We start from the raw sequence: 25,452 nt of genomic DNA on the forward strand, positions 1-25,452 counted from the left end.
GCCCGTCAGCCCCCGAAGGGCGTGCCCGGCAGGCCCGCCCCCGCCTCCGGCAGGACCAGCAGCGACCCGGACAGGGGGTGGGGCCGGGTCAGACCGGTGCGGGCGGTCGTGATGTAGAGGTCGCGCAGTCGGGGGCCACCGAAGGCGCAGGCGGTGGGGCGGCGTACGGGCAGCGTGACGCGCTTGTCGAGCGTGCCGTCCGGCGTGTAGCGGCGGACCTCCCCGCCGTCCCAGAGGGCGACCCACACACAGCCGTCGGCGTCGACGGTCAGCCCGTCCGGGAAGCCGGCGCCGCGCTCCACCGTGACCAGCGGCGCTCGCTGCGGAACCCCGGCGCCGTCGACGCGGCAGACGTCGATCCGGCGGGTCGGGGAGTCGATGTAGTACATGAGGGTGCCGTCCGGGCTCCAGCCGGTGCCGTTGGAGACCGACACCTCCGGGAAGACGGGCGTGACGGTGCCGTCGGGGGCGATACGGGAGAGGGTGCCGCCGCCGCTCGCCTCGTCGTAGCGCATGGTGCCCGCCCACAGCGCCCCGTCGGGTGCGACGGCCGCGTCGTTGCCGCGCCGTCCGGCCACCGGTTCGCGCACGAGCCAGCGGAACGCGCCCCCCTCGTCGTACAGTCCGACGCCGTCCCGGAGGTTGACGACGAGTCCGCCACCCGCGCGCGGCTTGGCGGCACCGACGTGCTGCGCGGTGAGCATGACCGTGCGCTGGCCGCTGCCCGGTTCGTAGGTGTGGACGCGCGAGCCGAGGATGTCCACCCAGACGAGCCGTCCCCGCGCCGCGTCCCAGGTGGGACCCTCCCCCAGCTCGGCGCGCTCCCGCACGGCGACGTCGAGGCGGTGCGCGGGGTTCACCGGGCGCCGCCGCGGTGGCCGAGGCTGACGGAGAGGTCGTGGGCGCCCTTGGCGGCGAGTTCGGCGAGTTCGGCTTCGCGCTGCTCGCTCCACCGGATCATGGGGACGGAGATGGACAGGGCGGCCACGACCCGGCCCGCGCTGTCGCGTACGGGGGCGGCGACGCAGCTGACGTCCGGGTTGGACTCCCGGTGTTCGGTGGCGATGCCGCGCTCGCGGATGGCGGCGAGCGCGGCGCGCAGCTCGTCGGGGTCGGTGAGGCTGTTGGGCGTCATGGCGACCAGTTCGCGGCCGGCGATGCGGCGGTCCAGCTCGTCGGTGGGGAGGGAGGCGAGGAGCATCTTGCCGACGGAGGTGCAGTGGGCGGGGAGCCTGCGCCCGGCGGCGGAGACCATGCGGACGGCGTGCGTGGAGTCGACCTTGGCGATGTAGATGACGTCCGTGTCCTCCAGGATCGCGACATGGACGGTCTCGTCGCAGGTCTCGGCGACGTCGCCGGCGACGCGCCGGCCCTCGGCGGCGAGGTCGAGCTGTTCGGCGTACCGGCTGCCGAGCTGGTAGGTGCGCACCCCGAGGCGGTACCGGCCGGGCTGGTCGGGTGCGGGCACCAGGTAGGAGCGGGCGGCGAGGGTGGTGAGCAGCTCGTGCACGGTGGTGCGGGGCAGCTGGAGCTTGCGCGTGACCTCGGGCGCGGAGAGCGTTCCGTCGCCGTCCAGGAAGAGCTCCAGGATGTCGAGCGCCCTGGTCACCGCGGGGACAAGACGACCCATACCGGCCACCCACCTCATCGTTCGAAACTCCGGCGCATGACCGGTATGACGAACACAGGCTAACCGCAGCACACTTCGCCGGGCAACGGCCGTGCGCCACCCATTGACACTCTCCGGGTAGCTGATTACGGTCACGCCAAGATTTCGAACGTGTGACGAAATACCGAACAGACTCGAGGGGCAACTGCCGTGCGCATCACCGGAATCAGCACTCATGTCGTCGGGACACCCTGGCGCAATCTGACCTATGTGCTCGTCCACACCGACGAAGGCCTGACCGGCGTCGGCGAGACCCGCATGCTGGGCCACACGGACGCGCTGATCGGCTACCTCCGGGAGGCCGAGGCCAACCACATCGCCGGCTCCGACCCCTTCGCGGTCGAGGACCTCGTCCGCCGGATGAAGTTCGGCGACTACGGCCGGGCCGGTGAGATCGTCATGTCGGGGATCGCGGTCGTCGAGATGGCCTGCTGGGACATCAAGGGCAAGGCCCTGGGCGTGCCGGTCTGGCAGCTGCTCGGCGGCAAGGTGACGGACCGGGTCAAGGCGTACGCCAACGGCTGGTACACGACCGAGCGCACCCCCGAGGCGTACCACAAGGCCGCGCAGGGAGTGGTGGAGCGGGGTTACCGGGCGCTTAAGATCGACCCGTTCGGCACCGGGCACTTCGAGCTGGACGCGGAGCAGACGCGGTACGCGGTCTCCCTGATCGAGGCGGTGCGGGACGCGATCGGGCCGGACGCCGAGCTGATGCTGGAGATGCACGGGCGGTTCAGCCCGGCCACGGCGGTCCGGCTGGCCAAGGAGATGGCGCCGTTCGCCCCGGCCTGGCTGGAGGAGCCGGTGCCGCCGGAGAACCTGAAGGCGCTCAAGAAGGTCGCCGAGAAGGTCGACCTGCCGGTCGCGACGGGCGAGCGGATCCACGACCGGATCGAGTTCCGCGAGCTGTTCGAGTCGCAGGCGGCCGACATCATCCAGCCGGACCTCGGGCACATCGGCGGCATCCTCGAGACGCGGAAGCTGGCGGCGACGGCCGAGACGCACTACATGCTCGTCGCGCCGCACAACGTCGGCGGCTCCGTCCTGACCGCGGCCTCCCTGCAACTGGCGGCCTGCACCCCGAACTTCAAGATCCTGGAGCACTTCAACGACTTCGCGGACGCGGAGATCAAGAAGGTCGTCAAGGGCGCGCCGCGGGTCGACCCGGAGACGGGCTGCTTCGAGGTGTCCCACGCGCCGGGCCTCGGCGTCGAGCTGGACGTGGACGCGGCGGCCGAGTTCCCGCAGCAGAAGGCCCGGTTCGACCTGTGGGCCGAGGGCTGGGAGAAGCGGGCGCCCAAGTGAGCGGCGCGCGAGTGAGCCGGGCGCTGGTCGTCGACCACCCCGGGGCGCACCGCCTCGTGGAGCGGGACGTGCCGCGTCCGGGCCCCGGTGAGGTCCTGGTACGGGTCGCCGCGGCCGGGATCTGCATGAGCGACCGCGAGCTGTACGACGGTCACCGGGACGCCGGCTACGTCCGGTACCCGGTGATCCCGGGCCATGAGTGGGCCGGGACCGTCGAGGAGGTCGGCGAGGGCGTGGACCCGGCGCTGACCGGCCGGAAAGCGGTGGCCGAGGGGTTCCGGGCGTGCGGGATGTGCGAGCGGTGCCGGTGCGGCGAGACCAGCCTGTGCACCGGCGGGTACGCGGAGACCGGGTTCACCGAACCCGGTGCGTTCGCCGACCACGTGACGGTGCCCGCGCGCCTGCTGCACCCGCTGCACGACGAGGCCGATCTGCGGGCGGCGGCCCTGCTGGAGCCGGCCGCGGTGATCGCCGCCGCGGTACGGACCGGGCGGCCCCGCGCCGGTGAACGGATCGCGGTGGTGGGCGCCGGGACGCTCGGGCTGCTCGCCGTGCAATTGCTGGCCGCCTCCTCGCCCGCCGAGCTGGCGGTGATCGATCCGCGGTCGGCGCGCGGTGAGCAGGCGCTGCGGTTCGGGGCCGGCGAGTCGCTGACCCCGGACGAGGCGCGGGCGCTGCGCGGCCGCTTCGACCTGGTGGTGGAGACGGCGGGGGCGCCGTCGACGGCCGCCGCGTCCTGCCTGCTGGCCCGGCGGGGCGGGCGGGTGGTGCTGACCGGGATGTTCACGCCCGGGGCCGCCGGGATCGACCCGGTCCACCTGTCGCTGAGCCAGCTGGAGATCCGCAGCGTCTTCGGCGCCCCGTCCTCGGCCTGGTCGGACGCGGTACGGGCCTTCGGGCTAGGGCTGCTGGACACGGCGCCGCTGATCACCCACGAGTTCCCGCTGGAGCGGTTCGCGGAGGCCGTCGCCCTGGTCGGCGGCGGCGACCCGAAGACGGGCAAGGTGCTGCTGCGCCCGTAGCCCCCTTCGCCGTACGGCGGTACGAGGTGCGTCCTGACCGCCCTCGTACCGCCGTGCACCCCAGCCACGCCAATCGCCGAATGGTGTCCGACATACCGAACATAGGAGTCCCGTGACCGCCCCGTCCCTCCCCCGACGCCCCGGCGCCGACGCGCTCGCCGCGATCGGCCATCCGGCTCCCGCCGTGGACCCGGCCGACGCCTCACCGCACGCCTTCCCCGACGGGGGTACCTGGCGTACCGAGATCCCCTCGGTCGAGGGCCCCGAGGCCCTCGCCGTCGTCCTCAAGGAGAGCTCCCGCCTGGACGTGCCGATCCACCGCGTCAGCCAGGGCAGCGGCGTGTGGATGCTCACCGACACCGAGATCACCGAGATGGTGGAGTCCTGCGCCGAACGCGACATCGAGCTCTGCCTGTTCACCGGCCCGCGCGGCACCTGGGACATCGGCGCGGGCACCCGCACCGACTCGGGGGGCGCCGGGCTGCGCGCCCGCGGCCACGACGCGCTCGCCGGATGCGTGGAGGACGCCCTGCGTGCCACCGCGCTCGGCGTGCGCTGTCTGCTCGTCGCGGACGAGGGCGTGCTGTGGACCCTGCACCGGCTGCGCACGGCGGGCCGGCTCCCGGCCGACACCACCTTCAAGCTGTCGGCGCTGACCGGTCCGGTCAACCCCGCCTCGTACGCCGTGTACGAACAGCTGGGCGCGGACTCCGTCAATGTGCCCTCCGACCTGACCCTGGATCACCTCACCGAGATCCGCCGGGTCAGCCGGGCGCCGATGGACATGTACGTCGAGGCGCCCGACGACCTCGGCGGCTACATCCGGATGTACGAGGCGGCCGAGCTGATCCGGCGCGGCGCCCCGCTCTACCTGAAGTTCGGCCTGAGCCGCTCCCCCGGCATCTACCCGTACGGCGCGCAGCTGCGGGACACCACGCTCGCCACCGCCCGCGAGCGGGTGCGGCGCGGGCGGCTCGTCCTCGACCTGCTGGCCCGGCACGGCGCGGACGGCGGGATGTCACCGCTCGGTTCGCGCCTGCCGGGTGAGCTCCGGCGTTTCCCCGTCCCGGAAGGCCACTGACCCATGCGCATACCCCGCACCACCGGCGCGGTCCTGGTCGCCGCGCTGCTCACCCTTTCCGCCACCGCCTGCGGCCAGGAGGCCCGGGGCGGCAGCCGGTACAAGCCGGAGGGCGGCACGGGCGGCGTCATCGGCCTGGCCATGCCCACCAAGGCGTCGGAGCGGTGGATCGCCGACGGCCGCAACATGGCGAAGCAGTTCCGCGAGGCCGGTTACGAGACCGATCTGCAGTACGGCGACGACAAGGTCGAGAACCAGATCGCCCAGATCGAGAACATGATCACCAAGGGGCGGAAGCTGCTGGTGATCGCCGCGATCGACGGCGCCGCGCTCACCGAGGTGCTCCAGCGCGCCGAGGACGCGGGCATCCCCGTGATCTCGTACGACCGCCTCATCATGGGCACCGAGAACGTCGACTACTACGCCTCCTTCGACAACGAGCGGGTCGGCGAGCTGGAGGCCCGCTACATCGTCGACAGGCTGAGGCTGGGCAAGCCCGCCAAGGGCGCGTCCGACGCGTACAACATCGAGCTGTTCGCCGGTTCGCCGGACGACAACAACACCAAGTACTTCTGGAACGGCGCCATGAAGGTGCTCAAGCCGTACCTGGACACCGGTCAGCTCGTGGTGCGCAGCAAGCAGACCCGGATGAACCAGGCCACCACGCTGCGCTGGGACGGCGGCACCGCGCAGAAGCGGATGGACGACCTGATCAGCAAGAACTACGGCGAGGAGCGGATCGACGCGGTCCTCTCGCCGTACGACGGCATCTCCATCGGGATCATCTCGGCGCTGAAGAGCGCCGGTTACGGCTCGAAGGACCGGCCGCTGCCGGTCGTCACCGGGCAGGACGCGGAGCTGGCGTCGGTCAAGTCGATCATTCGCGGTGAGCAGACCCAGACCGTCTTCAAGGACACCCGCAAGCTGGCCGCGCAGGCCGTGGAAATGGGCGACGCCGTGCTGAACGGCCGCACACCGGAGGTCAACAACACCAAGGACTACCACAACGGCAAGAAGACCGTGCCGTCCTTCCTGCTGGACCCGGTCAGCATCGACCGGTCCAACACCCGGCTCCTCGTCAGCGAGGGCTACTTCACCGCCGGGCAGCTGAAGTGACCGGCCCGGTCCTGGAGATGCGCGGGATCACCAAGACGTTCCCCGGCGTCACCGCGCTGTCCGAGGTGAACCTGACCGTGCGGCCCGGGGAGATCCACGCGATCTGCGGCGAGAACGGCGCCGGCAAGTCGACGTTGATGAAGGTGCTCAGCGGCGTCCACCCGCACGGCTCCTACGAGGGCGAGATCCGCTTCGAGGGCGAGCCGGTGGCCTTCAGGGACATCCGCGCCAGCGAGCGGCACGGCATCGTGATCATCCATCAGGAGCTCACCCTCGTCCCGTACCTGTCGATCGCCGAGAACATCTTCCTCGGCAACGAGCAGGCCACGCGGGGCGTCATCGACTGGAACGACACGCTCCGCAAGGCGAGCCGGCTGCTGAAGCGGGTGGGGCTGCGCGAGAAGCCGCAGACGCCGGTCGCCGACCTCGGGGTGGGCAAGCAGCAACTGGTGGAGATCGCCAAGGCGCTGTCGAAGGAGGTGAAGCTGCTCATCCTCGACGAGCCGACGGCCGCGCTCAACGACGAGGACAGCGCGAAGCTCCTCGATCTGATCCTGGAGCTGCGCGAGCAGGGCATCGCGAGCATCATCATCTCGCACAAGCTGAACGAGATCCGGCGGATCACCGACGCGGTGACCATTCTGCGCGACGGCCGCACCATCGAGACGCTGACGGTGCGTGAGACGCCGGACGCAAAGCCGGAGTTGTCCGAGGACCGGATCATCCGGGGCATGGTCGGCCGCGACCTCGACCAGCGCTTCCCCGAGCGCACCCCGTACGAGGGCGAGGGCGCCGGCCGGGTGGCGCTGAGCATCCGGGGCTGGACGGTCCGGCATCCGGTCGACCACCAGCGCCTGGTCGTCGACGACGTGTCGCTGACCGTGCGGCGCGGCGAGATCGTCGGCGTCGCGGGCCTCATGGGCGCCGGCCGCACCGAGCTCGCGATGTCCGTCTTCGGGCGCTCGTACGGACGGTACGTCGCCGGAACGGTCGAGGTGGGCGGGCGCCGGGTGGTGACGAAGACCGTGCCGGCCGCGATCGACGCGGGCCTCGCGTACTGCACCGAGGACCGCAAGCACTACGGGCTCAACCTCATCGACACCATCAACCGCAACATCTCGCTGGCCTCCCTGCACGGAATGCGGCGCCGAGGTGTCGTCGACGAGCACCATGAACGCAAGGTCGCCGAGCGCTACCGCACGACCATGAACATCAAGGCACCCACCGTGTTCGAGCAGGTGGGGCGCCTGTCGGGCGGCAATCAGCAGAAGGTCGTCCTCAGCAAGTGGATCCACGCCGACCCCGAGGTGCTGATCCTCGACGAGCCGACGCGGGGCATCGACGTCGGCGCCAAGTACGAGATCTACACCGTCATCGACCAGCTCGCGGCGCAGGGCAAGGCCGTGCTGTTCATCTCCTCCGAACTGCCGGAGCTGCTCGGGATGTGCGACCGGATCTACACGATGGCCGAGGGCCGGCTGACCGGTGAGGTCGCCCGCGCCGACGCCACCCAGGAAGTCCTGATGCGCCAGATGACCATGAACAGAAGCTGAGGCACCCGCCATGACCACCACGACCACTCCCCCACGAGACGCCTCCGGCGCGCCCGCCGCCGCGCAGCCGTCGACGGGCGCGCTGCTCCTGCAGGGCCTGCGCGGCAACATGCGCCAGTACGGCATGCTGATCGCACTGGCCTTCATCGTCGTGCTGTTCCAGATCTGGACCGACGGCACGCTCCTGCTGCCGAACAACGTCTCCAACCTGATCCAGCAGAACGGCTACATCCTCATCCTGGCCATGGGCATGATGATCGTCATCATCGCGGGCCACATCGACCTGTCCGTCGGCTCCCTGGTCGCCTTCGTGGGCGCCATGTCGGCGGTGATGATGGTCAGGCACGACATGCCGTGGGTGCTCGCCCTGGTGCTGTCGCTGCTGATCGGCGCGGTGGCCGGCGCCTGGCAGGGCTTCTTCATCGCCTACCTGGGCATTCCGTCGTTCATCGTGACACTGGCGGGCATGCTGCTCTTCCGGGGGCTCACGCAGATCGTGCTGGAGGGCCAGTCGATCGCCCCCTTCCCGGAGGGCTTCCAGAACCTCGCCAAGGGCTTCATCCCGGAGATGGGCCCGTACACCCAGTACCACAACCCGACCCTCGTACTGGGGCTGGTCGCGGTGGTCTTCCTGTTGCTGCGCGAGTGGCGCGACCGCAGGCGGCAGCTCGCCTACGAGCTCGACGTGGTGCCGTTCGGCCTGTGGGCGCTCAAGTGCACGGCGATCGTCGCCGCGGTGGTCGCGTTCACGCTGACGCTCGCCAGCTTCCACGGGGTGCCCGTGGTGATGCTCATCATGTGCGCGCTGCTGATCGGGCTCGGCTATGTGATGCGCAACGCGGTCATCGGACGCCATGTGTACGCGCTGGGCGGCAACAGGGCGGCGGCCAAGCTCTCCGGCGTCAAGGACAAGCGGGTCACCTTCCTCGTCTTCGTCAACATGGGCGTGCTGGCGGCGCTGGCCGGCTGTGTGTACGCGGCGCGGCTCAACGCCGGCACCCCGCAGGCGGGCCTCAACTTCGAACTGGAGGCCATCGCCGCGTCCTTCATCGGCGGCGCGTCGATGAGCGGCGGGGTCGGCACCGTGATGGGCGCCGTGATCGGCGGCCTGGTGCTGGGCGTGCTCAACAACGGCATGTCACTCGTCGGCATCGGCACGGACTACCAGCAGGTCATCAAGGGCCTGGTGCTGCTGGCGGCGGTCGGGTTCGACGTCTGGAACAAGCGCAAGGCCGGCAAGTAACCTTCGCCCCCCTTTGGAGCAGCGGATGGACACGAGCAGACGCACGGTACTGGCGGCAGCGGCCGCCACGGGACTCCTGGCCGCCACGGCCGGTTCCTCGTACGCGTCGGGAAGCAGGAAGCCCGTGAAGGACCTCTTCGGCACCCTCCCCGACGGGACCGAGGTGTACCGCTGGACGCTGGAGAACGGCGGCACCCGGCTGAGGGTGCTGTCCTACGGCGGCATCGTCCAGTCCCTGGAGATACCCGACCGGCGCGGCCGGTACGCCAATGTGACGCTGGGGTTCGACCACCTCGACGACTACCTGTCCGCCACCGCGTTCTTCGGGGCGCTGATCGGCCGCTACGGCAACCGCGTCGGGGGCGGCCGGTTCACCCTGGACGGCACCGCGTACCGGCTGTCCGTCAACGACGGCCCCAACAGCCTGCACGGCGGCGCGAAGGGCTTCGACAAGCGGGTGTGGGACGTCGAGCCCTTCACCGGCCCCTCGGGGGTCGGCCTGGTCCTGAGGTACGTCAGCGCGGACGGCGAGATGGGCTACCCGGGCACGCTGCGCGTGAAGGTCACGTACACCCTGACCGCCGGGGGTGACTGGCGGATCGACTACGCGGCGACGACCGACCGCGCCACCGTGGTGAACCTGACGAACCACGCGTACTACAACCTGGCGGGCGAGGGCAGCGGTGACATCCTCGGCCATGAGCTGCGGCTTGCCGCCTCCCGCTACACACCGACCGACGCGACGCTGATCCCGACCGGGGAGCTGGCGAAGGTCGCGGGCACGCCGTTCGACTTCCGCCACCCCAAGCCCATCGGCGAGGACATCCGCGTGGCGCACGAGCAGCTGGTGACGGCCAAGGGGTACGACCACAACTGGGTGCTGGACAAGGGCGTCACGGACCGGCCCGAGCACGCCGCGACGCTGCGCGACCCGGGTTCGGGGCGCACGATGCGTATCGCGACCACGGAGCCGGGCGTGCAGTTCTACTCGGGGAACTTCCTGGACGGCACCCTGTCCGGCCCGTCCGGACGCACCTACCGGCAGAGCGACGGGCTGTGCCTGGAGACGCAGCACTTCCCCGACTCGCCGAACCGGCCGGCGTTCCCCTCGACGGTGCTGCGGCCCGGCGAGACCTACCGCTCGGCGACGGTGCACCGCTTCTCGGCGGGGTGACCGGCGGCGCGTGGGCCGGCGCGGGGATCAGGTCACCGGTGCGCCCGCGTGCGTGACCCGGAGTTTCGACTGGCCGTGGGGCAGGCGTTCCCAGTCGTCCATGAAGCGGGCGACGAGACCGTGCTTCGCGGCCAGTCGCGTCAGCGTCTCGGTGCGGTAGTAGAAGTCCTCACCCAGCACCTGGTGCTCGCCGGCCTCGGTGCGGTCGTAGGTGAAGTCGAAGAAGCCGCCCGGTGCGAGGACCCGTCCCACATGTGCGAGGCACTCGTCGATGATGTGCAGCGGCGAGTGCGAGAAGACGCTGTGCGCGTGCACGACCGTGAAGTGGGCGTCGGGGAGGAAGTCGAGCCTGAGGTTGTCGACGGGGGTGAGGTGGGGCAGCTTGTGCTGGAGGCCGTGGCGGACGAGCGTCTTCTTGGCCTCGATGAGGATGTCGGGCGAGATGTCGATGCCGTAGTAGTGGCCGGGGTCCAGGTGTTCGATGAACCGCCACCCGGCGCGCAGGTTGCCGCAGCCGATCTCCAGCAACCGGTCCTCCGGCCGCAGCCCGTGCGCCATCAGGTAGTCGAACTGCATCTTTCCGATGGCCAGCCAGCGGTCGTACGACGCCACGCCGCCGACCGCCGCCTCCGGGCTGCGCGCCGTGTCGGACGCCATCACGGCCCGGTAGTAGGCGATGTGGTCGCCGCCGTGGCGCAGCCGCAGGACGGTGTCCCGCCCGGCCCTGCGCAGGTAGGGCACGACGCGCCCGGGGTGGCGCAGGGCGTAGCGCACCTTGTGCCCGAGGCGTGCGCGGTTCGCCGACAGGCGGGATGCGGGTGTCTGCTGCATGGCGGCCTCCGTGGATCGTGCCCTCCATGGGCGGTCCTCCTGTGCGGATGCTAACCATCTGTGACCGCGTGTCCACCGCAAGGCGCCGTCTCACTCGTTCGTGAGGGTCCATTGGGCCGAGTGCCGTCCCGGCGTGGTGGCGGCTCCTAAAGCACCGGAGCGTGGAGGGGACGAGCCGGGGGAAACCGGCACCCGCACACTCCCCAGCGAGGCCGGGCCATGCAGGAATCAGTCATCGTCGGCACGCGCGGCCGTGTGCCGCATGTGGTGCTCCAGGAAAGCCGCGACCCGCGCGCCGGGGCGGGCGGACGCCTGTGGCTCGCGGCCGTCGCCGCCGCCTTCACCGTCGCCCATCTCACCCTGCTCGCCCGGGGCATGGGGCTCGGCTGGGACGAGACGGTGTACGTCAGCCAGGTCAGTCCGCAGGCACCGGCCGCGTTCTTCAGCGCGCCGCGCGCCCGGGGCGTCACGTTCCTCGTCGCGCCGGTCGCCGCGGTGACCACCTCCGTGGCGGCGCTGCGCGTGTACCTCGCCGTACTGGCCGGCTGCGGGCTGTTCCTCGCCCTGTGGGTGTGGCGCCGGCTGCTCCCCCCTGCCGTACTCGCGCTCGCGGGGGCGCTGTTCGCGAGCCTGTGGGTCTCGCTGTTCTACGCCGGGCAGGCGATGCCGAACCTGTGGGTGGCGTACGGGGCGCTGGCGGCGACGGGCTGTTTCCTGCGCGCCGCGCGCGACCCCGGCGACCGGTGGGCGGTGGCGGGCCTGGTCGCCGCGGTGGCGTTCGCCGGGCTGATGCGCCCGTACGACGCGCTGTGGCTGGCGCTGCCGCTCGCCGCGACGGCCGTGGGGATGCGGGCCTGGCGGTGGCCGCTGCTGCTGGTGGCGCTCGGCGCGGGCCTCGCGCTCGGCTGGGCGGAGTGGGTCGTCGAGGCGTACGCCCGGTACGGCGGCCTGTGGGCACGGCTGGAGCGGGCGAGTGAGATCCAGGGCCGGCTGGGCTGGTACCTGGCGGTCGACGACCACGTCCGGGCGCTGGGCGGGCGGACGCTGTGCCGCCCGTGCGACGTGCCCTGGCGGGCCCCGGCCGCCGCGCTGTGGTTCCTCGCGCTGCCGCTGCTGGTGGCTGCCGGGGTGCGGGCGTCGCTGCGGGCCGACCGCCACCGTACGGAGATGGTGGTGGCGACAGCGGTGGGGGGGTCGCTGGCCCTGCCGTACCTGTTCGCCGTCGGCTACGCCGCGCCGCGCTTCCTGTTGCCCGCGTACGCCCTGCTGGCGCTGCCCGTGGCCGGCTTCCTGGTGTGGGTGTGCCGTCCGAGGGCGCGCCGGGGACGGCGGCGCGCCGTGGCCGCGCTGGTCACCCTGGCCGTCGCCGGGCACGTGTTCGTCCAGTACCGGGTGGCCGACTCCGTGGCGGACCGGGTGCGCCGCGACACCCGGGAGCTGACGCGGATCGCCGCCGTGCTGCACGCCCACGGGGTGCGCCCGCCGTGCGTGGTCAGCGGTGAGGACGCGATCCGTGTCGCCTTCCGCGCCGGCTGCGCCTCCCGCCAGCCGGGCGGCCATGACGGCAGCATCACCCCGCGGGGCCTCGTCGCCCTGACCCGGCACCGGCCGGTCGCGGTACTGGTCTCCGGCGCGGCGCGTCCCCCGGCGTACACGCGCGGCTGGCGCGTGCACCGGCTGCCGGACCTGGGCCGCCTGACCGGCTACCGCGCCCACGTGTCGGGGGTGCGGCCGGTGGACGCCGGTCCCGCGGGACCGGCGGGTGGCGCCCGCACCCCCTGAATTGCCCTCGCACCGGCGCGGATCCGTGGCCGGGGACGCGACTCTTGTACGGCCACGGGAGCTCCCCTAGGATCGAAGCGCTTCGACGCCGTCCCCGGTCCCGGTCGTGACGGCCTGTTTCCCGCACACGCAGCCGGCCGGCGGCCCCGCCGGGCGTCCGGCGTGCCATGGAAGGGTGACGCGATGACACGGGACGTTCCCGACGGCCCGGCGCACGGTACGTGGGAGGCGGCACCCGCCGACCGCTGGGAGGACGCCTTCCTCAGCGGCAACGGCATCCACGGCGCGATGGTGTTCGGCGACCCCGAGGACGAGCGGGTCATCGTCAACCACCACGCGCTGGTCCGCCCGGTGGACCCCGCCGACACCCTGCCGCCCCGGCTCGCCGCCGCCCTGCCGGACCTCCAGGACCGGCTGCTGAACGGGGACGCGGACGCGGCGGAGGGCTTCACGGACGGACGGGAGTTGCGCTGGGTGGGCGCCTTCCACCCTGCGTTCCAGGTACGGGTGCGGGGACGGGGCGCGCCCGGGGAACCGCGCGCCACCGCCGGGGCCGTGGCGGGTTACCGGCGCTCGGTCGACTTCACGACGGGCGTGGTCGCCGCCGACTCCCCCGGGCGCGCCGGCCGTGTCTTCGTCTCGCGCGCCGACGACGTCGTCGTCCACCACGTGACCGGACCGCCGGTCACCGCCACCGTCACCCTCGACCCACGGCTGCCCGGCGCCCCGGGCGACCTCGCCGTCGAGCGGGGCTGCGTCCCGACCGGGCGGGGCGGGGCGTTGCTCACCCTGCGCGCCCGTTACCCCGGCGGCGACCTGGCGTTCACGGGCGAGACCCTCGCGGTCGTCGCGGGCGGGCACGCCACGATCGGTCCGGACGGCCTGCGCGTGACATCGGCCGACGAGCTGCTGCTGCTCACCCGCGTGCGCCGGCACGACGGCGGGGACGCGCATCACGGCGAGGACGCGCACCTCGCCGAGGAGGCGGGCCGCGCCGGCACGGCGGCGCTGAGTGCCCTGGCGCCCGGGGACGCCACGCCCGCCGAGGCGTACGCACGGCTGCTCGCCCGCCACGAGCGGCTGCACCGCGCCGCGTACGAGCGGGTGACCCTCGACCTGGGGGCCGGCGCCGCCGAGCGCGCCCTGCCCGGCAGCGTGCTCCTGCGCACACCGGGCAGCCCGGCGCTGGTGGAGCGGTTGTTCGCGTCCGGCCGCTACCACCTGCTGTCCGCCAGTGGCATGCTCCCGCCGCGCCTGACGGGCCTGTGGACCGGCGACTGGAACACCGCCTGGTCCGGAGCGTTCACCACCAACGCCAACCTCAACCTCCAGACGGCGTCCGCCGCCCCGGCCGCCCTGCCCGAGGTCACCGAAGCCCTCGCGGCCCTGGTGTACGGGCAGTGGGCGGACTGGCGGGACAACGCCCGGGCGATCTTCGGCGCACGCGGGGTGGCGGCACCGTGCCACACGGACGGCGTGTCGGGGCACACGTACCACTTCCAGCGCGCCTATCCGCACCATCTGTGGACGGCGGGCGCCGACTGGCTGCTCCAGCCGCTCCTCGAACACGCCGAGACGGCCGGCGGGACGGACCCGCGCCTGACGGACGCGCTCGCCGAAGTGGCCTTGTTCTACGAGGACTTCCTCACCCGCACCGGACCCGACGGGCGGATTGCCATCGTCCCCTCGTACTCCCCCGAGAACCGGCCGATGGGCGGCAGCTGGGGCGCCGTCAACGCGACCATGGACATCGCCGCCGCCCGCCACGCCCTCACCACGGCCGCCGCCCACCACCCACGGGACGCCCAACGGCTCCGCGCCCTCGCGGACCGCCTGCCGGCCTACCGCGTCAACGACGACGGCGCACTGGCCGAATGGGCGTGGCCGGGCCTGGGCGACCGGTACGACCACCGCCATTTGAGCCACCTGTACCCGGTGTGGCCGCTCGGCGAGATCAACCCCTACGACACACCGGAGCTCGCCCGCGCCGCACACCGCGCCCTGGAGCTGCGCGGCGCCGAGAACGACTCCGCCCACGGCCACCTGCACCACGCGCTCGTCGCCGCCCGGCTGCGGGACGGCGAGCGGGCCGCCGCCGCGCTGAACCGGGTCCTGTGCGGCGACTTCTTCCACGCGTCGCTGATGAGCGCGCACTATCCGGGCCGCGACGTCTACAACGCCGATGCCGCCCACGCCCTGCCCGGGCTGCTGATCGAGATGCTCGTCCAGTCCACGCCCGACCGCCTGGTGCTGCTGCCCGCGCTTCCGGCGGCGTACCCGGCCGGCGCGCTGCGCGGGGTCCGCACCCGCTTCGGCGCGGAGCTCGATCTGGTCTGGCGCGACGGCGGCGGCTCCGCCACGATCCGTCCGTCCCGCACGGCCACGGTCGACCTGCGCACCCCGGCCGGCGCGGGCAGGCTCGACCTGCTCGCGGGCGAGGAGGCCGTCCTGGTCCTCGGCGCCGGCGTCGGTCAACCCCCGGCCGCGACTGGCGTGTGACCGCGGGGCGGGGGCGGGGTGAGGACGGGGCCGGGTGGTCCGGTCATCCGCCGGCGCGGTCCGTTCCACCTGTACCGCCGCAGGGCCACCCGGTCGTCCACCGTCCGTCGGTTGTTGCGGCGCCGACGCGTACGACTTCCACCGGACCCATGCGGCACTCGCCGGATCCCGACGGGTCACCCGTTCCCGGGCCGGGGACCGGCCGCCCGGGGGCCCGTGCTCTCGCGGACGGTGAGCTCCGGGGGGAGGAGGACGACGTCGTCCGTGCCGTGTCCCTCCAGCTTGGCGACGACCTGCCGGACGGCGTACCGGCCCATCATCTGGGCCGGTACGGCCACCGACGTGAGCGGTACGGAGGCGTGCGCGGCGACCTGGTCGGGGCAGATGGCCATCACCGAGACGTCCTCGGGGACGGCGCGCCCCTGCTGGCGCAGCAGGGCGAGCAGCGGGTCGGTGGCGGCCTCGTTCTGGACGACGAAGGCGGTGGTCTCCGGCCGTTCGTCGTGGATGCGGGCGAGCGTGGCGGCGACGCCCGCGTAGCTGCCCTCGCAGGGGCGGTGCAGCATGCGCAGGCCGAGTGCGTGGCTGCGCGCGCGCAGCCCGGTGAGGGTGCGTTCGGCGAATCCGGTGTGGCGTTCGTAGACGGCGGCGGCCTCGCCGATGACGGCGATGTCGCGGTGTCCGAGTCCGGCGAGGTGCTCGGCGCAGAGGGCTCCGGCGGCCTCGAAGTCGAGGTCGACGCAGCTCAGTCCGGTGGTGTCGGCGGGCAGGCCGATGAGGACGCCGGGCCGGGTGGCCTCGCGCAGCAGCGGCAGCCGGTCGTCGTCGAGCTCGACGTCCATGAGGATCATCGCGTCCGCCAGCGCGCTGCCCTCGATGCGGCGGACGGCGGCGGTGCCCTCCTCGCCGGTCAGGAGCAGGACGTCGTAGCCGTGGGTGCGGGCGGTGGTGGCGACGGCGATGGCGATCTCCATCATCACCGGTACGTACATGTCGCTGCGGAGCGGGATCATCAGGGCGATGATGTTGGAGCGGCTGCTGGCCAGGGCGCGGGCGCCGGCGTTGGGGTGGTAGCCGAGCTCGGCGATGCTGCGCTCGACGCGCTCGCGGGTGGAGGCGGAGATGGATCGCTTGCCGCTCAGGACGTAGCTCACCGTGCTGGCGGAGACTCCGGCGTGCCGAGCGACATCGGCGAGGGTGACCATTCGGCTCTCCAGACGCGGCGAGAACGCGGCGCAGACGCGGCGGGTGCGGTGAAGCGCTTCGCTTCGTTCGCCTCCGATCAGTGTTCGCCCCGACCCTAGAGGGGCGGCCCGGAACTGTCCAGACAGGTCGTCGAAGCGCTTCAACCGCACGGGGCCGCCCGGCGGGTACGGGAAGGCCGGGGACGGCCTGCTGCCGCCCCCGGCCGGGGTGTGCGAGCGGTACCGTGACCGGCGCCGCCTATCCGGTCCTGATGCGCATGAAGGTGACCGAATGGGCGGGGAAGGTGTACGTGAAGTTCCGTCCGATGCCGCTCAGCGTTGTCTCCCGTGGCTGGATCGGGCGGGCGTCGGCGGTGTTCACGGCGTCCGGCGGGCCCTGGAGCGTGGTCAGCCGGGCCGTCCGTGCGACGTGCGCCGTACCGAGGTCGATCCGCGTGCGGGCGGGGGCGGCCTGGGCGTTGACGACCTTGACGACGAGGTCGCCCTTGTCCCGGGTGACCACCTGCCGGAACGGCTCGGCGGCCTTGTCGTCGGTGAAGCCGCCCCACTTCTCCCCGTCGAGGTAGAGCGTGACCTGCCGGCCCCGCACCTGGACGTGGAGGTCGTAGGTACGTCCGGTCTCGACGGTGGTGGCGCTCTCCATCAGGGTCTGCTTGCCGCCGTCGACGGACTTCTCCACGGCCGAGCGGGTGTTGCCCCAGCCGCCGAGGTTCCACCAGTAGTGGTTGCCGGTGTCGCGTACGCCGAAGGCGACGAGGAAGCCTTCCCTGCCGGACTTCTTGGTGGCCTTGACCCGCAGGTCGTAGTCGTGCCAGCCGGTGTCGCCCGCGGTCACCAGGGTGTTCTCGGCGCTCGCGTCCGACTGGACGAAGGCGCCGTCCACGACCGCCCAGTCACCCCGCCCGGCGGCCCGCGTCCACCGGGTGTCGCCGCCGGAGAAGTCGTCGCTCAGCAGCGTGGTGCCGTCCGCCGCGGTCACCTCCACGTCGTCGTACGCGGCGCCGGTCGCCCAGGTGGACAGGCCGACGGCGCCGGTGATGGGGCCGGAGACGGCGGGGGTGGCGGACGCCCGGCTCGGCACGACCCGGTCGCCGGTGTTGTTCATGAACAGCCGCTGCACCTCGTAGCTGGTCGAGCCCCAGGAGCGGTGGTTGTCGAACCAGATCATGTCGGGCCGCCACTGGTTCTGCTGCACGTCGGCGAGGAGCGGGGCGTACGAGGCCAGCTTGACGATGTCGGCGTTGCGCTCCAGGCCGGTCATGTAGGCGGCTTCGGCGAGCGCGTTGGAGAAGCGGTTGTCGAGGGACGCGTACTCACCGAGGAAGACCTTCGGGCCCTGCCGGTCGTAGGAGTCGTAACGGTCGTTGTTCTCCAGGAACCACTGCGGGCTGTTGTAGTAGTGCTCGTCCACCATGGCGACCCTGCCCTCGCGGTTCAGCTGCCAGGCGCGGTCGAAGACGGCTCCGGTGTCGTCGGGCCCGGAGTTGGAGATGACGGTGATGTCCGGGTACTTCGCCTCGATGGCCTCGCGGAACTCGGTGAAGCGGGCGAAGAACTGATCGGGCAGGTTCTCCTCGTTGCCCACGCCCAGGTGGGTCAGCCCGAAGGGCTTGGGGTGGCCCATGTCGGCCCGCTTGCGGCCCCACTCCGAGGTGACGGGTCCGTTGGCGAACTCGACGAGGTCGAGCGTGTCCTGGATGTGCCGCTTCAGCAGCGCCGGGTCGTCGGTGGCCCTGTTCTCGCCGCAGCCGGTGACGAGGGCGGGCACGACGGGCAGCGGCATCGCGCCGATGTCCTCGGCGAACTGGAAGTACTCGAAGTACCCCAGGCCGTAACTCTGGTGGTAGCCCCAGAAGTTGGCGTTGACGGCCCGCTGCTCGACCGGACCGATGGTGTCCTTCCACTGGTAGGAGCGCCGGCGCTCCCAGTTGGGGGCCTCGTACGCCTGGTGGCTGCCGGTGTTGACGAGGCAGCCGCCCGGGAAGCGCAGGAAGCCGGGGTTCAGGGCGGCGATCTTCTCGGCGAGGTCCCTGCGCAACCCGTTCTCGCGGCCCTTGTAGGTGTCGCGGGGGAAGAGCGAGACCATGTCGAGGCGTACGGTGCCGCTGCCGGCGGCGGTGACCGCGAGCCGCCCGCCGGTGGTGGTCACCTTGGGGGTGAGCGTGCCGGTGTACTTGGTCCAGCGGTCGCCGCGCACGGTGATGCCCAGCGGCGCGGACAGGACGGTGCCGTCGCCGGCGCGCAGCTCGGCGGTGAGGCGGGTGCCGGCGCCGCGGTCCGTCCGCGCCCAGACGGAGAAGTCGTGGCGACGGCCTTCGGTGAGGGCCATGCCCGCGCCGTAGCCGCTGTTGACGACGCCGAAGCGGCCGGCGGCGCCTCCCGTGCCCGCGAGGTCGAGGCGCAGGTGGTGGCGGTTGCGGGTGTGGAGCCGCTCGGCGTCGTCGGCGACCCGGAGCGCGCCGGTGGCGCCGCCGGACGCGGTCTGCTGCCAGGCGGTGAGCGGGGTGTAGGCCCGGTTGTCGACGGGGCCGTACTCGAAGGAACGGTTCTGTACGAGTTCGGCGTAGAGCCCGCCGTCGGCGGCGTTGTTGATGTCCTCGTAGAAGACGCCGTACATGGTGGGGTCGATCGCGGGGCCGGCGCGATCGGGGTGGACCGCGAGCGAGTAGTCGGCCGGCTCGGCCGCCGGGGAGTCGTCGGCCCGGGTGGGCGCGGCCATCACCGTGCCCACGAGGAGAGCCGCCAGCGCGAGGACGAGCCTCGGCCGTGTGCGTGCCATGTGTGTGCTCCTGGATTCTTCAGTTGTTCGATATTTCGGACATTGACCAGGACTTCGAACAGAAGATAGGCAGACGTCAGGGACGCGTCAACCGGTTGGACCTGTCCTGCGTGCGCCAATGCCTTGGCGTTCCACTGCGAGCCGCTCGACAATGAGGGGGATGACGGACAACCGGGCACACAGCGGTGAGATCGGCACGCCGGAGCGGCTCGCCATGAACCGCACGGGCAGCTTCGACTGGGACCTCGACACGGGGATGATCGACGTGGACGAGGCCGGGCTGCTCGTGTTCGGCGTGGCGCCCGGCACGTTCGACTCGCGCCCGGGCACCCTCGTCCACCGGCTGGACGAGGAGGAGCGGGTACGGCTGGAAGGGGTGATCAAGGAGGCCCTGACCAGCGGCCGCACCTCGTACGCCGCGCGCTTCCGGATCGCCCTGGACGACGGCTCGCCGCAGTGGACGCACGTCCAGGCGCGCATCCTGCGGGATGCGGAGGGGCGCGCCCACCGGATCGTCGGGATCGTCCGCGACGCGACCTTCGAGGTAACCCATTCGGAGTTCGTACTGGAGCTGGAGAGGCGTCGGCAGCGCCAGACGAACATGGTCGAACGCACCACGCAGGCGCTGTCCCGCGCGGTGACCGTGGACGACGTCACGGCCGCGCTGACCGGACCGGGCGGGCTGGCGCGGCTCGGCGCCGACGGATTCGCGCTGGGGCTGGTCGAGAACGGCTCGCTGAACATCATCGCGCTCAGCGGGGATTCGCTGGACGTGCTGGAGGACCTGCGGGTGCGGCGCCTCGAACGCGGGATGCCGCTGGCGGAGACGGTGCTGAGCGGGCGCCCGCTGTTCAGCAGCTCCTTCCAGGAGCTCATCCGCGACTATCCGGCGCTCGCTCCGTACGCCGGGCAGCTGAGGTTTCGCGCAGCCGCCTACCTGCCGCTGGTCGCGCAGGCGCGCACCCTCGGCGGCATGGCCCTGTTCTACCGGGACCGCATGGCCTTCAGCGCCGACGAGCGCAATCTCTCCCTCGGCCTGGCGGCCATCGTCGCCCAGTCGCTGCAGCGGGCCATCCTCTTCGACGAGGAGCGCGAACTGGCCACCGGCCTCCAGGCCGCGATGCTGCCGCGCCGCATCCCGGCCGTCGAGGGCGGCGAGATCGCCGTGCGCTACCACTCGGCGTGGAGCGGCCGGCAGGTCGGCGGCGACTGGTACGACGTGGTCCCGCTGCCCAAGAGCCGGGTGGGCATCGTCGTCGGCGATGTGCAGGGGCATGACACGCACGCCGCCGCGATCATGGGACAGCTCAGGATCGCCCTGCGCGCGTACGCCGGCGAGGGCCACGCCCCCTCCACGGTGCTCGCCCGCGCGTCGAGGTTCCTCGCCGAGCTGGACACCGAGCGGTTCGCCACCTGTACGTACGCCCAGGTGGACCTGGACACCGGCACGGTGCGCGTCGTGCGAGCCGGGCACCTGGGGCCGCTGATCCGGCACACCGACGGGCGCGTCGGGCAGCCGAAGGTACCCGGCGGACTCCCGCTGGGGGTGGCGTCGGTCTTCGGTGACGAGGAGTTCCCCGAGACCCGGCTCGACCTGGTGCCCGGCGAGACCCTGGTGATGTGCACCGACGGGCTGGTCGAGGAGCCCGGTGCGGACATCGGGGTGGGGATCACCGCGCTGGAACGGGCGGTGAGCAGCGGGCCGCCCGGCGCCGAGGCGCTGGCCGACCACCTCTCGGAGCGGTTCTGGGAGCGGTGGGGCGCGGGCGACGACGTGGCACTGCTCGTCCTGCGGCGCAGTCCGGACCCGGGGACGCCGCGGGCGCCGCGCATCCACCAGTACATCCACCAGGCCGATCCGCAGGGCCTGTCGGAGGCGCGGGCGGTGGTGCGGCGCGCGCTGCGCGACTGGGGGCTGCGGGAGTTCGCCGACGACGCGGAGCTGGTCACCGGTGAGCTGCTGGGGAATGTGCTGCTGCACACGGAGGGCGGCGCGGTGCTGACGCTGGAGGTCGTGCCGGAGCCGGTGCGCCGGGTGCGGCTGGCGGTGCAGGACCGTTCCAGCGCGTGGCCCCGGCGGCGCACCCCGGGCGAGGCGGCGACGGGCGGACGGGGGCTGCTGCTCCTGGACGCGCTGGCGCTGCGGTGGGGTGTGGAGCCGCGCGGTGAGGGCAAGGCAGTGTGGTGCGAGATCGGGCCGCCGGCGTCGAAGCGCTGACGGCGAACCGGCGGCCGGCCCACGGCGATCGGGGCCGGAGGCGCCCTACGACAGAGCAGGAGGCGTCTGATGGACCCCGTCGAGGCGCTGGACCGGATCGCTTTCCTGCTGGAGCGGTCCCTGGCACCGACCTACCGGGTGCGGGCCTTCCGCACGGCGTCGGCCGCCCTGGCCGCCCTGGACGAGGACGAGGTGGCGCGGCGGGCGGCGGCCGGGACGCTGGAGAACCTCAGGGGTGTGGGCCCGAAGACGGCTCAGGTGGTGCGCGAGGCCCTGGCGGGCAGGGTCCCGGCGTACCTGGAACGGCTGGAGGAGGAGGCGCGGGGCGCCGCGGACCGGGACGCCCCGGTCCAGGGGGCCGCGCTGCGGGCGGCGCTGCGCGGCGACTGCCATCTGCACTCGGACTGGTCGGACGGCGGCAGCCCGATCGACGTCATGGGGCGGGCCGCGGCGGCGCTCGGCCATGAGTGGGCGGTGCTCACCGACCACTCGCCCCGGCTCACGGTGGCCCGCGGACTGTCCGCCGACCGGTTGCGCGAGCAACTGGACGTGGTGGCGGAGCTGAACGAGCGGTGGGCGCCGTTCCGGCTGCTGACCGGGATCGAGTGCGACATCCTGCTGGACGGCTCGCTGGACCAGGAGGACGAGCTGCTCGACCGGCTCGACCTGGTGGTCGCCTCGGTCCACTCCAAGCTGCGGATGGACGCGCCCGCCATGACGCGGCGCATGGTGAAGGCCGTGGAGAACCCCCTGGTGGACGTGTTGGGGCACTGCACCGGCCGACTGGTCGGCGGGAAGCGGCCGGAATCGCAGTTCGACGCGGAGCGGGTCTTCGCCGCGTGCGCCGGGTCGGGCACGGCGGTGGAGATCAACAGCCGCCCGGAGCGGCTGGACCCGCCGCGGCGGCTGCTGCGCCGGGCCGTCGACGCGGGGGTGTTCTTCGCCGTCGACACGGACGCCCACGCACCTGGGCAGCTGGACTGGCAGATCCTCGGCTGCGCGCGGGCCGAGGAGTGCGGCGTGCCGGCCGACCGGGTGATCAACACGTGGTCGGCCGGAGAACTGCTCACCTGGACCCGCACACGGGAGGCGCCGGAGCCGGCCGGTTAGCAGCGGACCGGGGCCCGCGCGGATCCGTCCCGGAGCGCACGAGCCGGTCCGGAGCGTGATCCGGTCCGGAGCGCCCGGATCGGTTCCGGGTCGCACGAGCCGGTCCGGCGCCCGGTCGCGGGCGGTCGTGCGGGAGCGACTGGCTTGATATGCCCGGCGTCCGGTGACGGCTTGTGCAAAGGAGGAGCAGCCCGGACGCATGATCGGACACAATGGCGGCATGCCCGAATACGTAGAACTCGATCTTGCCGGAGCCGCGCTGCGGGTGGAGTTGTCGGACGCCGGAGCACCCGCGTCCGGCGGCGGCGCGGACCACGGGCCCGGCGAGCCGCACGAGGCCGCACCGGACCTGCCCGGCGGGTTCGGCACGCCGACCCCCGTGGCGCGCCGCGCCCGCCGGACGGCCGCGCTGGCGACGGACGCCCTGCGGACGGCGCTGCGCCCGCTCGGCCCGCTGCTCGAAGAGGTGCACACGGCCGTGACGAACGTCCCGCACCCCCCGCGGGAGTTGACGGTGGAGTTCGGCGTACAGATCGGGCAGGACCTCAAGCTGGGCATCGTCGGGGCGAACGGCAACGCGACGATGACCGTGTCCGCCACCTGGCAGCACGACCCGTCCGACCGCCGACAGGACTGAGAATGACCTGGTTCCGCCGCCCGGCGACCGCCGGTACCCGGGTCTCGCTGTTATACGAGGGCAGCACCAAGGCGGCGGGCGCCGCCGCGCTCCTCTCCCCCCGGCGCGTCCTCACCTGCGCCCATGTCGTCAACGACGCCCTGGGCAGGGACCTTTACAGCCCGGAGCGCCCCACCGGGTCCGGCCCGCTGAGGATCGCGTTCCGCGGCTCGGGCGCGACGGGGCATCGCACCGCCACCCTGTCCGTGTGGGTGCCGCCGCAGCGCAGGCCGTCGGCGGTCGAGTGGGAGGGCGACCTCGCCGTCCTCGACCTCGACGAACCGGCCCCGCGGTGGCTGCGGCCCGTGGTGTGGCGGGACATGGTGGAGGGTCAGGAGCTGCGCGCCTGGCACGGCGGCGGTGAGGCGATCACCTTCGCCGACACCGTGGTCCGCCTGAAGGAGGGCCGGTTCGGATACCTGGACGGCCAGTTGTCCGGGGCGGCCATCGGGCCCGGCTACAGCGGCGGTCCGCTGTGGACCCGGGACGCCTCCGCCGCCGCGGGACTGGTCGTCGCCCACCTGATGCCCGCCCAGGCGCAGCCCCTCCAGGCGCAGCAGGCGGTACGCCGCAGCTGGGCGGTGCCGTGGCAGGCGGTGCGGGACGAGCTGGCCCGTGCGGGGGCGGTCGACGTCCTCGACGAGTGCGCCGTCGCGGGGCCGCGGCCGAACTGCGCCCGGCAGGGCGGGCAGGAGGCCGCGCGGTCGGCCGCGGCCCTGACTCCCGTGCTGCGGGCCCTGCTGGACGACCCGGAGCGGCGCGGTGACCACGCCCGTACGCTGGCGGCAGGCCTCGGCTACGCGCTGCCGCCGGCCGACGGCCGTCCCGCGCCCACGGTGGAGGAGTTGGCGGAGTTCCTGGTGGCGGAGGAGCGGGCGCTGGCGACGCTCACCGAGTCGCTGGCGCCCGCGGTCCACGGTGCCGGCCGGGAGGCGCTCAACAGCCTGCTGGCGCTGGGCCGTCTGGAGGAGAACGTCCGGCTGCTGTCCGTCGGGGAACACCGGCAGCTGCTGGAGGATCTGCGCCGGGTCACCGCCGCCGACGCCACGCTGGTACCGCGCGCCGCGCGTGAGGCCCTGCGGTACATGGTGCTGCCCGGACCGCTCGGTGCCTCGGCGCGGCTGACGGAGGCGGACCTCGACACGGTCGTGCTGGGCCTCGAGGGGTATCCGGACGGCCCCTCGGCCGGCGGCGGCGCCCCGCCGGTGCCCGCCCTGCTCAGGCTCGCCGCGTTCGTGGCCTCGGCCGCGCCCGACGCCGCCACCCGCGGCTCGCTGCACGCCTGGTGCGACCGGGTCGCCCAGCGGCTCGGCATCAGCCCCATCGCCCTGGCCGAGCGGCGCGCCGACGCCGCCAACTGGGCCGCGCACCGGCCGTCCCCGGTCAGCCGGATCGTGCTGCGGCTCTCCGCCGACCGCACCGATCCCGACCGCTACCGCTGCCGGATCGACCTGATGCGCAAGGACGGTTCGACGACGGGCGTCGCGTCGCCCGAGGGGACGTGCACGGCGGAGGAGATCGGCCGGCTGGTGCGCGAGGCGGCCGAGGGCTGCGAGGGCGACGACACCTACCCGGTCACCCAGGTGGACGTCGTCGTCGGACGGGACGGGCTGCAACTCCCGGTGGACGGCTGGGACACGGGCAGCGGCGCGCTGGGTGATCTCTTCCCGGACCTCGGGGGTCTGCGGCTGGCGCTGGGCGCCAAGTACCGGGTCGCGCTGCGCTGCCCCGAGATGAGCCGCCGCTCCCCGCGGCGCGACAGCGAGATGCGGCGGCGCTGGGCGGCCGGGCACGCCGGTCTGCTGGTCGTCGACGAGACGTCCGGGACCGTCCAGCAGCTGTACCAGCTGCTGGAGACGAGCCACAAGGACGTGGCGGGGGTGGTGCTGCACGGGCCGCGTGAGGAGCGGGACCGGCTGCTCGACCTCTGTCTGGCCCTGGGGGTCCCGGTGGTGCTGTGGGACCGCGAGGCGGACGGTCACGGTCACACGGCCCGGCTCGACGCCCTGGCGCCGGCCGGCCCGCTGCACCAGCTCCCGGAGCGGGTCCGGGAGTTCCGGGCGGCGGTCTTCGGGTCCTCGGTCTCCTCGGCGGCGAGACCGGCGCTGGTGTGGGAGGACGCCGAACTCCCGGTGCCCGGCTCCCTCGAACTGCTCGACCCCTCATGAGCGCCGCCCCGCCCGTCCCAC

The 25,452-nt window shown here is 72.9% G+C and carries 18 protein-coding genes; 13 read left to right on the forward strand and 5 right to left on the reverse strand.

Going from position 1 to position 25,452, the window contains the following annotated elements; genetic code table 11:
- Nucleotides 1-5 precede the first annotated feature (5 nt).
- Together ABZZ38_RS21225 and ABZZ38_RS21230 are read right to left on the reverse strand one after the other, a co-directional pair.
- Nucleotides 6-860, reverse strand: coding sequence for an SMP-30/gluconolactonase/LRE family protein (locus tag ABZZ38_RS21225; protein WP_356742125.1), 855 nt, complete (start codon nt 858-860; stop codon nt 6-8).
- A complete protein-coding gene (locus ABZZ38_RS21230; protein WP_356742127.1) occupies nt 857-1,630 on the reverse strand; it encodes an IclR family transcriptional regulator in 774 nt (257 codons plus the stop codon). The genes ABZZ38_RS21225 and ABZZ38_RS21230 overlap by 4 nt, the downstream gene beginning before the upstream one ends.
- A 189-nt stretch (nt 1,631-1,819) precedes the next feature.
- Here ABZZ38_RS21230 and ABZZ38_RS21235 point away from each other — a divergent pair, with 189 nt between their 5' ends.
- The 7 genes from ABZZ38_RS21235 (at nt 1,820) to ABZZ38_RS21265 (ending at nt 10,163) form a co-directional block, all read left to right on the forward strand.
- Nucleotides 1,820-2,974 (forward strand): mandelate racemase/muconate lactonizing enzyme family protein, encoded by a 1,155-nt coding sequence (locus tag ABZZ38_RS21235; RefSeq protein ID WP_356742129.1) that lies wholly within the window; start codon nt 1,820-1,822, stop codon nt 2,972-2,974.
- Between the two features lie 11 nt (nt 2,975-2,985).
- On the forward strand, nt 2,986-3,996 hold the full coding sequence (locus ABZZ38_RS21240) for an alcohol dehydrogenase catalytic domain-containing protein (protein WP_356742230.1): 1,011 nt from the start codon (nt 2,986-2,988) through the stop codon (nt 3,994-3,996).
- Between the two features lie 112 nt (nt 3,997-4,108).
- On the forward strand, nt 4,109-5,077 hold the full coding sequence (locus ABZZ38_RS21245) for a hypothetical protein (protein ID WP_356742131.1): 969 nt from the start codon (nt 4,109-4,111) through the stop codon (nt 5,075-5,077).
- Nucleotides 5,078-5,080: 3 nt separating this feature from the next.
- Nucleotides 5,081-6,193 (forward strand): multiple monosaccharide ABC transporter substrate-binding protein, encoded by a 1,113-nt coding sequence (gene chvE / locus ABZZ38_RS21250; RefSeq protein WP_356742133.1) that lies wholly within the window; start codon nt 5,081-5,083, stop codon nt 6,191-6,193.
- Nucleotides 6,194-6,210: 17 nt separating this feature from the next.
- Nucleotides 6,211-7,746: a multiple monosaccharide ABC transporter ATP-binding protein gene (gene mmsA, locus ABZZ38_RS21255; RefSeq protein ID WP_356742233.1), complete on the forward strand. Its 1,536-nt coding sequence runs from the start codon at nt 6,211-6,213 to the stop codon at nt 7,744-7,746.
- Between the two features lie 10 nt (nt 7,747-7,756).
- Complete coding sequence (gene mmsB, locus ABZZ38_RS21260) at nt 7,757-8,989, forward strand: multiple monosaccharide ABC transporter permease (protein WP_356742135.1); 1,233 nt, start codon at nt 7,757-7,759, stop codon at nt 8,987-8,989.
- A gap of 25 nt (nt 8,990-9,014) precedes the next feature.
- On the forward strand, nt 9,015-10,163 hold the full coding sequence (locus tag ABZZ38_RS21265; protein WP_356742137.1) for an aldose epimerase family protein: 1,149 nt from the start codon (nt 9,015-9,017) through the stop codon (nt 10,161-10,163).
- Between the two features lie 27 nt (nt 10,164-10,190).
- Here the strand turns inward: ABZZ38_RS21265 and ABZZ38_RS21270 are convergent, their stop codons facing one another.
- Entirely contained in the window at nt 10,191-10,994 is an 804-nt protein-coding gene (locus tag ABZZ38_RS21270; RefSeq protein WP_356742139.1) for a class I SAM-dependent methyltransferase, read from the reverse strand.
- A gap of 219 nt (nt 10,995-11,213) precedes the next feature.
- Here ABZZ38_RS21270 and ABZZ38_RS21275 point away from each other — a divergent pair, with 219 nt between their 5' ends.
- Both ABZZ38_RS21275 and ABZZ38_RS21280 read left to right on the forward strand, forming a co-directional pair.
- Complete coding sequence (locus tag ABZZ38_RS21275) at nt 11,214-12,776, forward strand: hypothetical protein (protein ID WP_356742142.1); 1,563 nt, start codon at nt 11,214-11,216, stop codon at nt 12,774-12,776.
- Between the two features lie 183 nt (nt 12,777-12,959).
- Nucleotides 12,960-15,275 (forward strand): glycoside hydrolase N-terminal domain-containing protein, encoded by a 2,316-nt coding sequence (locus ABZZ38_RS21280; RefSeq protein WP_356742144.1) that lies wholly within the window; start codon nt 12,960-12,962, stop codon nt 15,273-15,275.
- A 176-nt stretch (nt 15,276-15,451) separates the two neighbouring features.
- Here the strand turns inward: ABZZ38_RS21280 and ABZZ38_RS21285 are convergent, their stop codons facing one another.
- Both ABZZ38_RS21285 and ABZZ38_RS21290 read right to left on the reverse strand, forming a co-directional pair.
- Nucleotides 15,452-16,480 carry a LacI family DNA-binding transcriptional regulator gene (locus ABZZ38_RS21285; RefSeq protein ID WP_356742146.1) on the reverse strand — a complete coding sequence of 343 codons (1,029 nt, stop codon included), beginning with the start codon at nt 16,478-16,480 and terminating at the stop codon, nt 15,452-15,454.
- A 238-nt stretch (nt 16,481-16,718) separates the two neighbouring features.
- A complete protein-coding gene (locus ABZZ38_RS21290; RefSeq protein WP_356742148.1) occupies nt 16,719-19,259 on the reverse strand; it encodes an alpha-L-arabinofuranosidase C-terminal domain-containing protein in 2,541 nt (846 codons plus the stop codon).
- A 160-nt stretch (nt 19,260-19,419) separates the two neighbouring features.
- Here ABZZ38_RS21290 and ABZZ38_RS21295 point away from each other — a divergent pair, with 160 nt between their 5' ends.
- From ABZZ38_RS21295 to ABZZ38_RS21310, 4 genes are all read left to right on the forward strand, one after another.
- Nucleotides 19,420-21,477, forward strand: a complete 2,058-nt coding sequence (locus ABZZ38_RS21295; RefSeq protein WP_356742151.1) for a SpoIIE family protein phosphatase — start codon at nt 19,420-19,422, stop codon at nt 21,475-21,477.
- Nucleotides 21,478-21,546: 69 nt separating this feature from the next.
- A complete protein-coding gene (locus ABZZ38_RS21300) occupies nt 21,547-22,587 on the forward strand; it encodes a PHP domain-containing protein (RefSeq protein ID WP_356742153.1) in 1,041 nt (346 codons plus the stop codon).
- A gap of 220 nt (nt 22,588-22,807) precedes the next feature.
- Nucleotides 22,808-23,224, forward strand: coding sequence for a CU044_2847 family protein (locus ABZZ38_RS21305; RefSeq protein ID WP_356742155.1), 417 nt, complete (start codon nt 22,808-22,810; stop codon nt 23,222-23,224).
- Between the two features lie 2 nt (nt 23,225-23,226).
- Nucleotides 23,227-25,431, forward strand: coding sequence for a trypsin-like peptidase domain-containing protein (locus ABZZ38_RS21310; protein ID WP_356742158.1), 2,205 nt, complete (start codon nt 23,227-23,229; stop codon nt 25,429-25,431).
- The last annotated feature ends 21 nt before the right edge of the window (nt 25,432-25,452 follow it).

The organism is Streptomyces sp. NPDC006368 (assembly GCF_040612535.1).
In the GTDB taxonomy this organism is placed as follows: Bacteria; Actinomycetota; Actinomycetes; order Streptomycetales; family Streptomycetaceae; genus Streptomyces.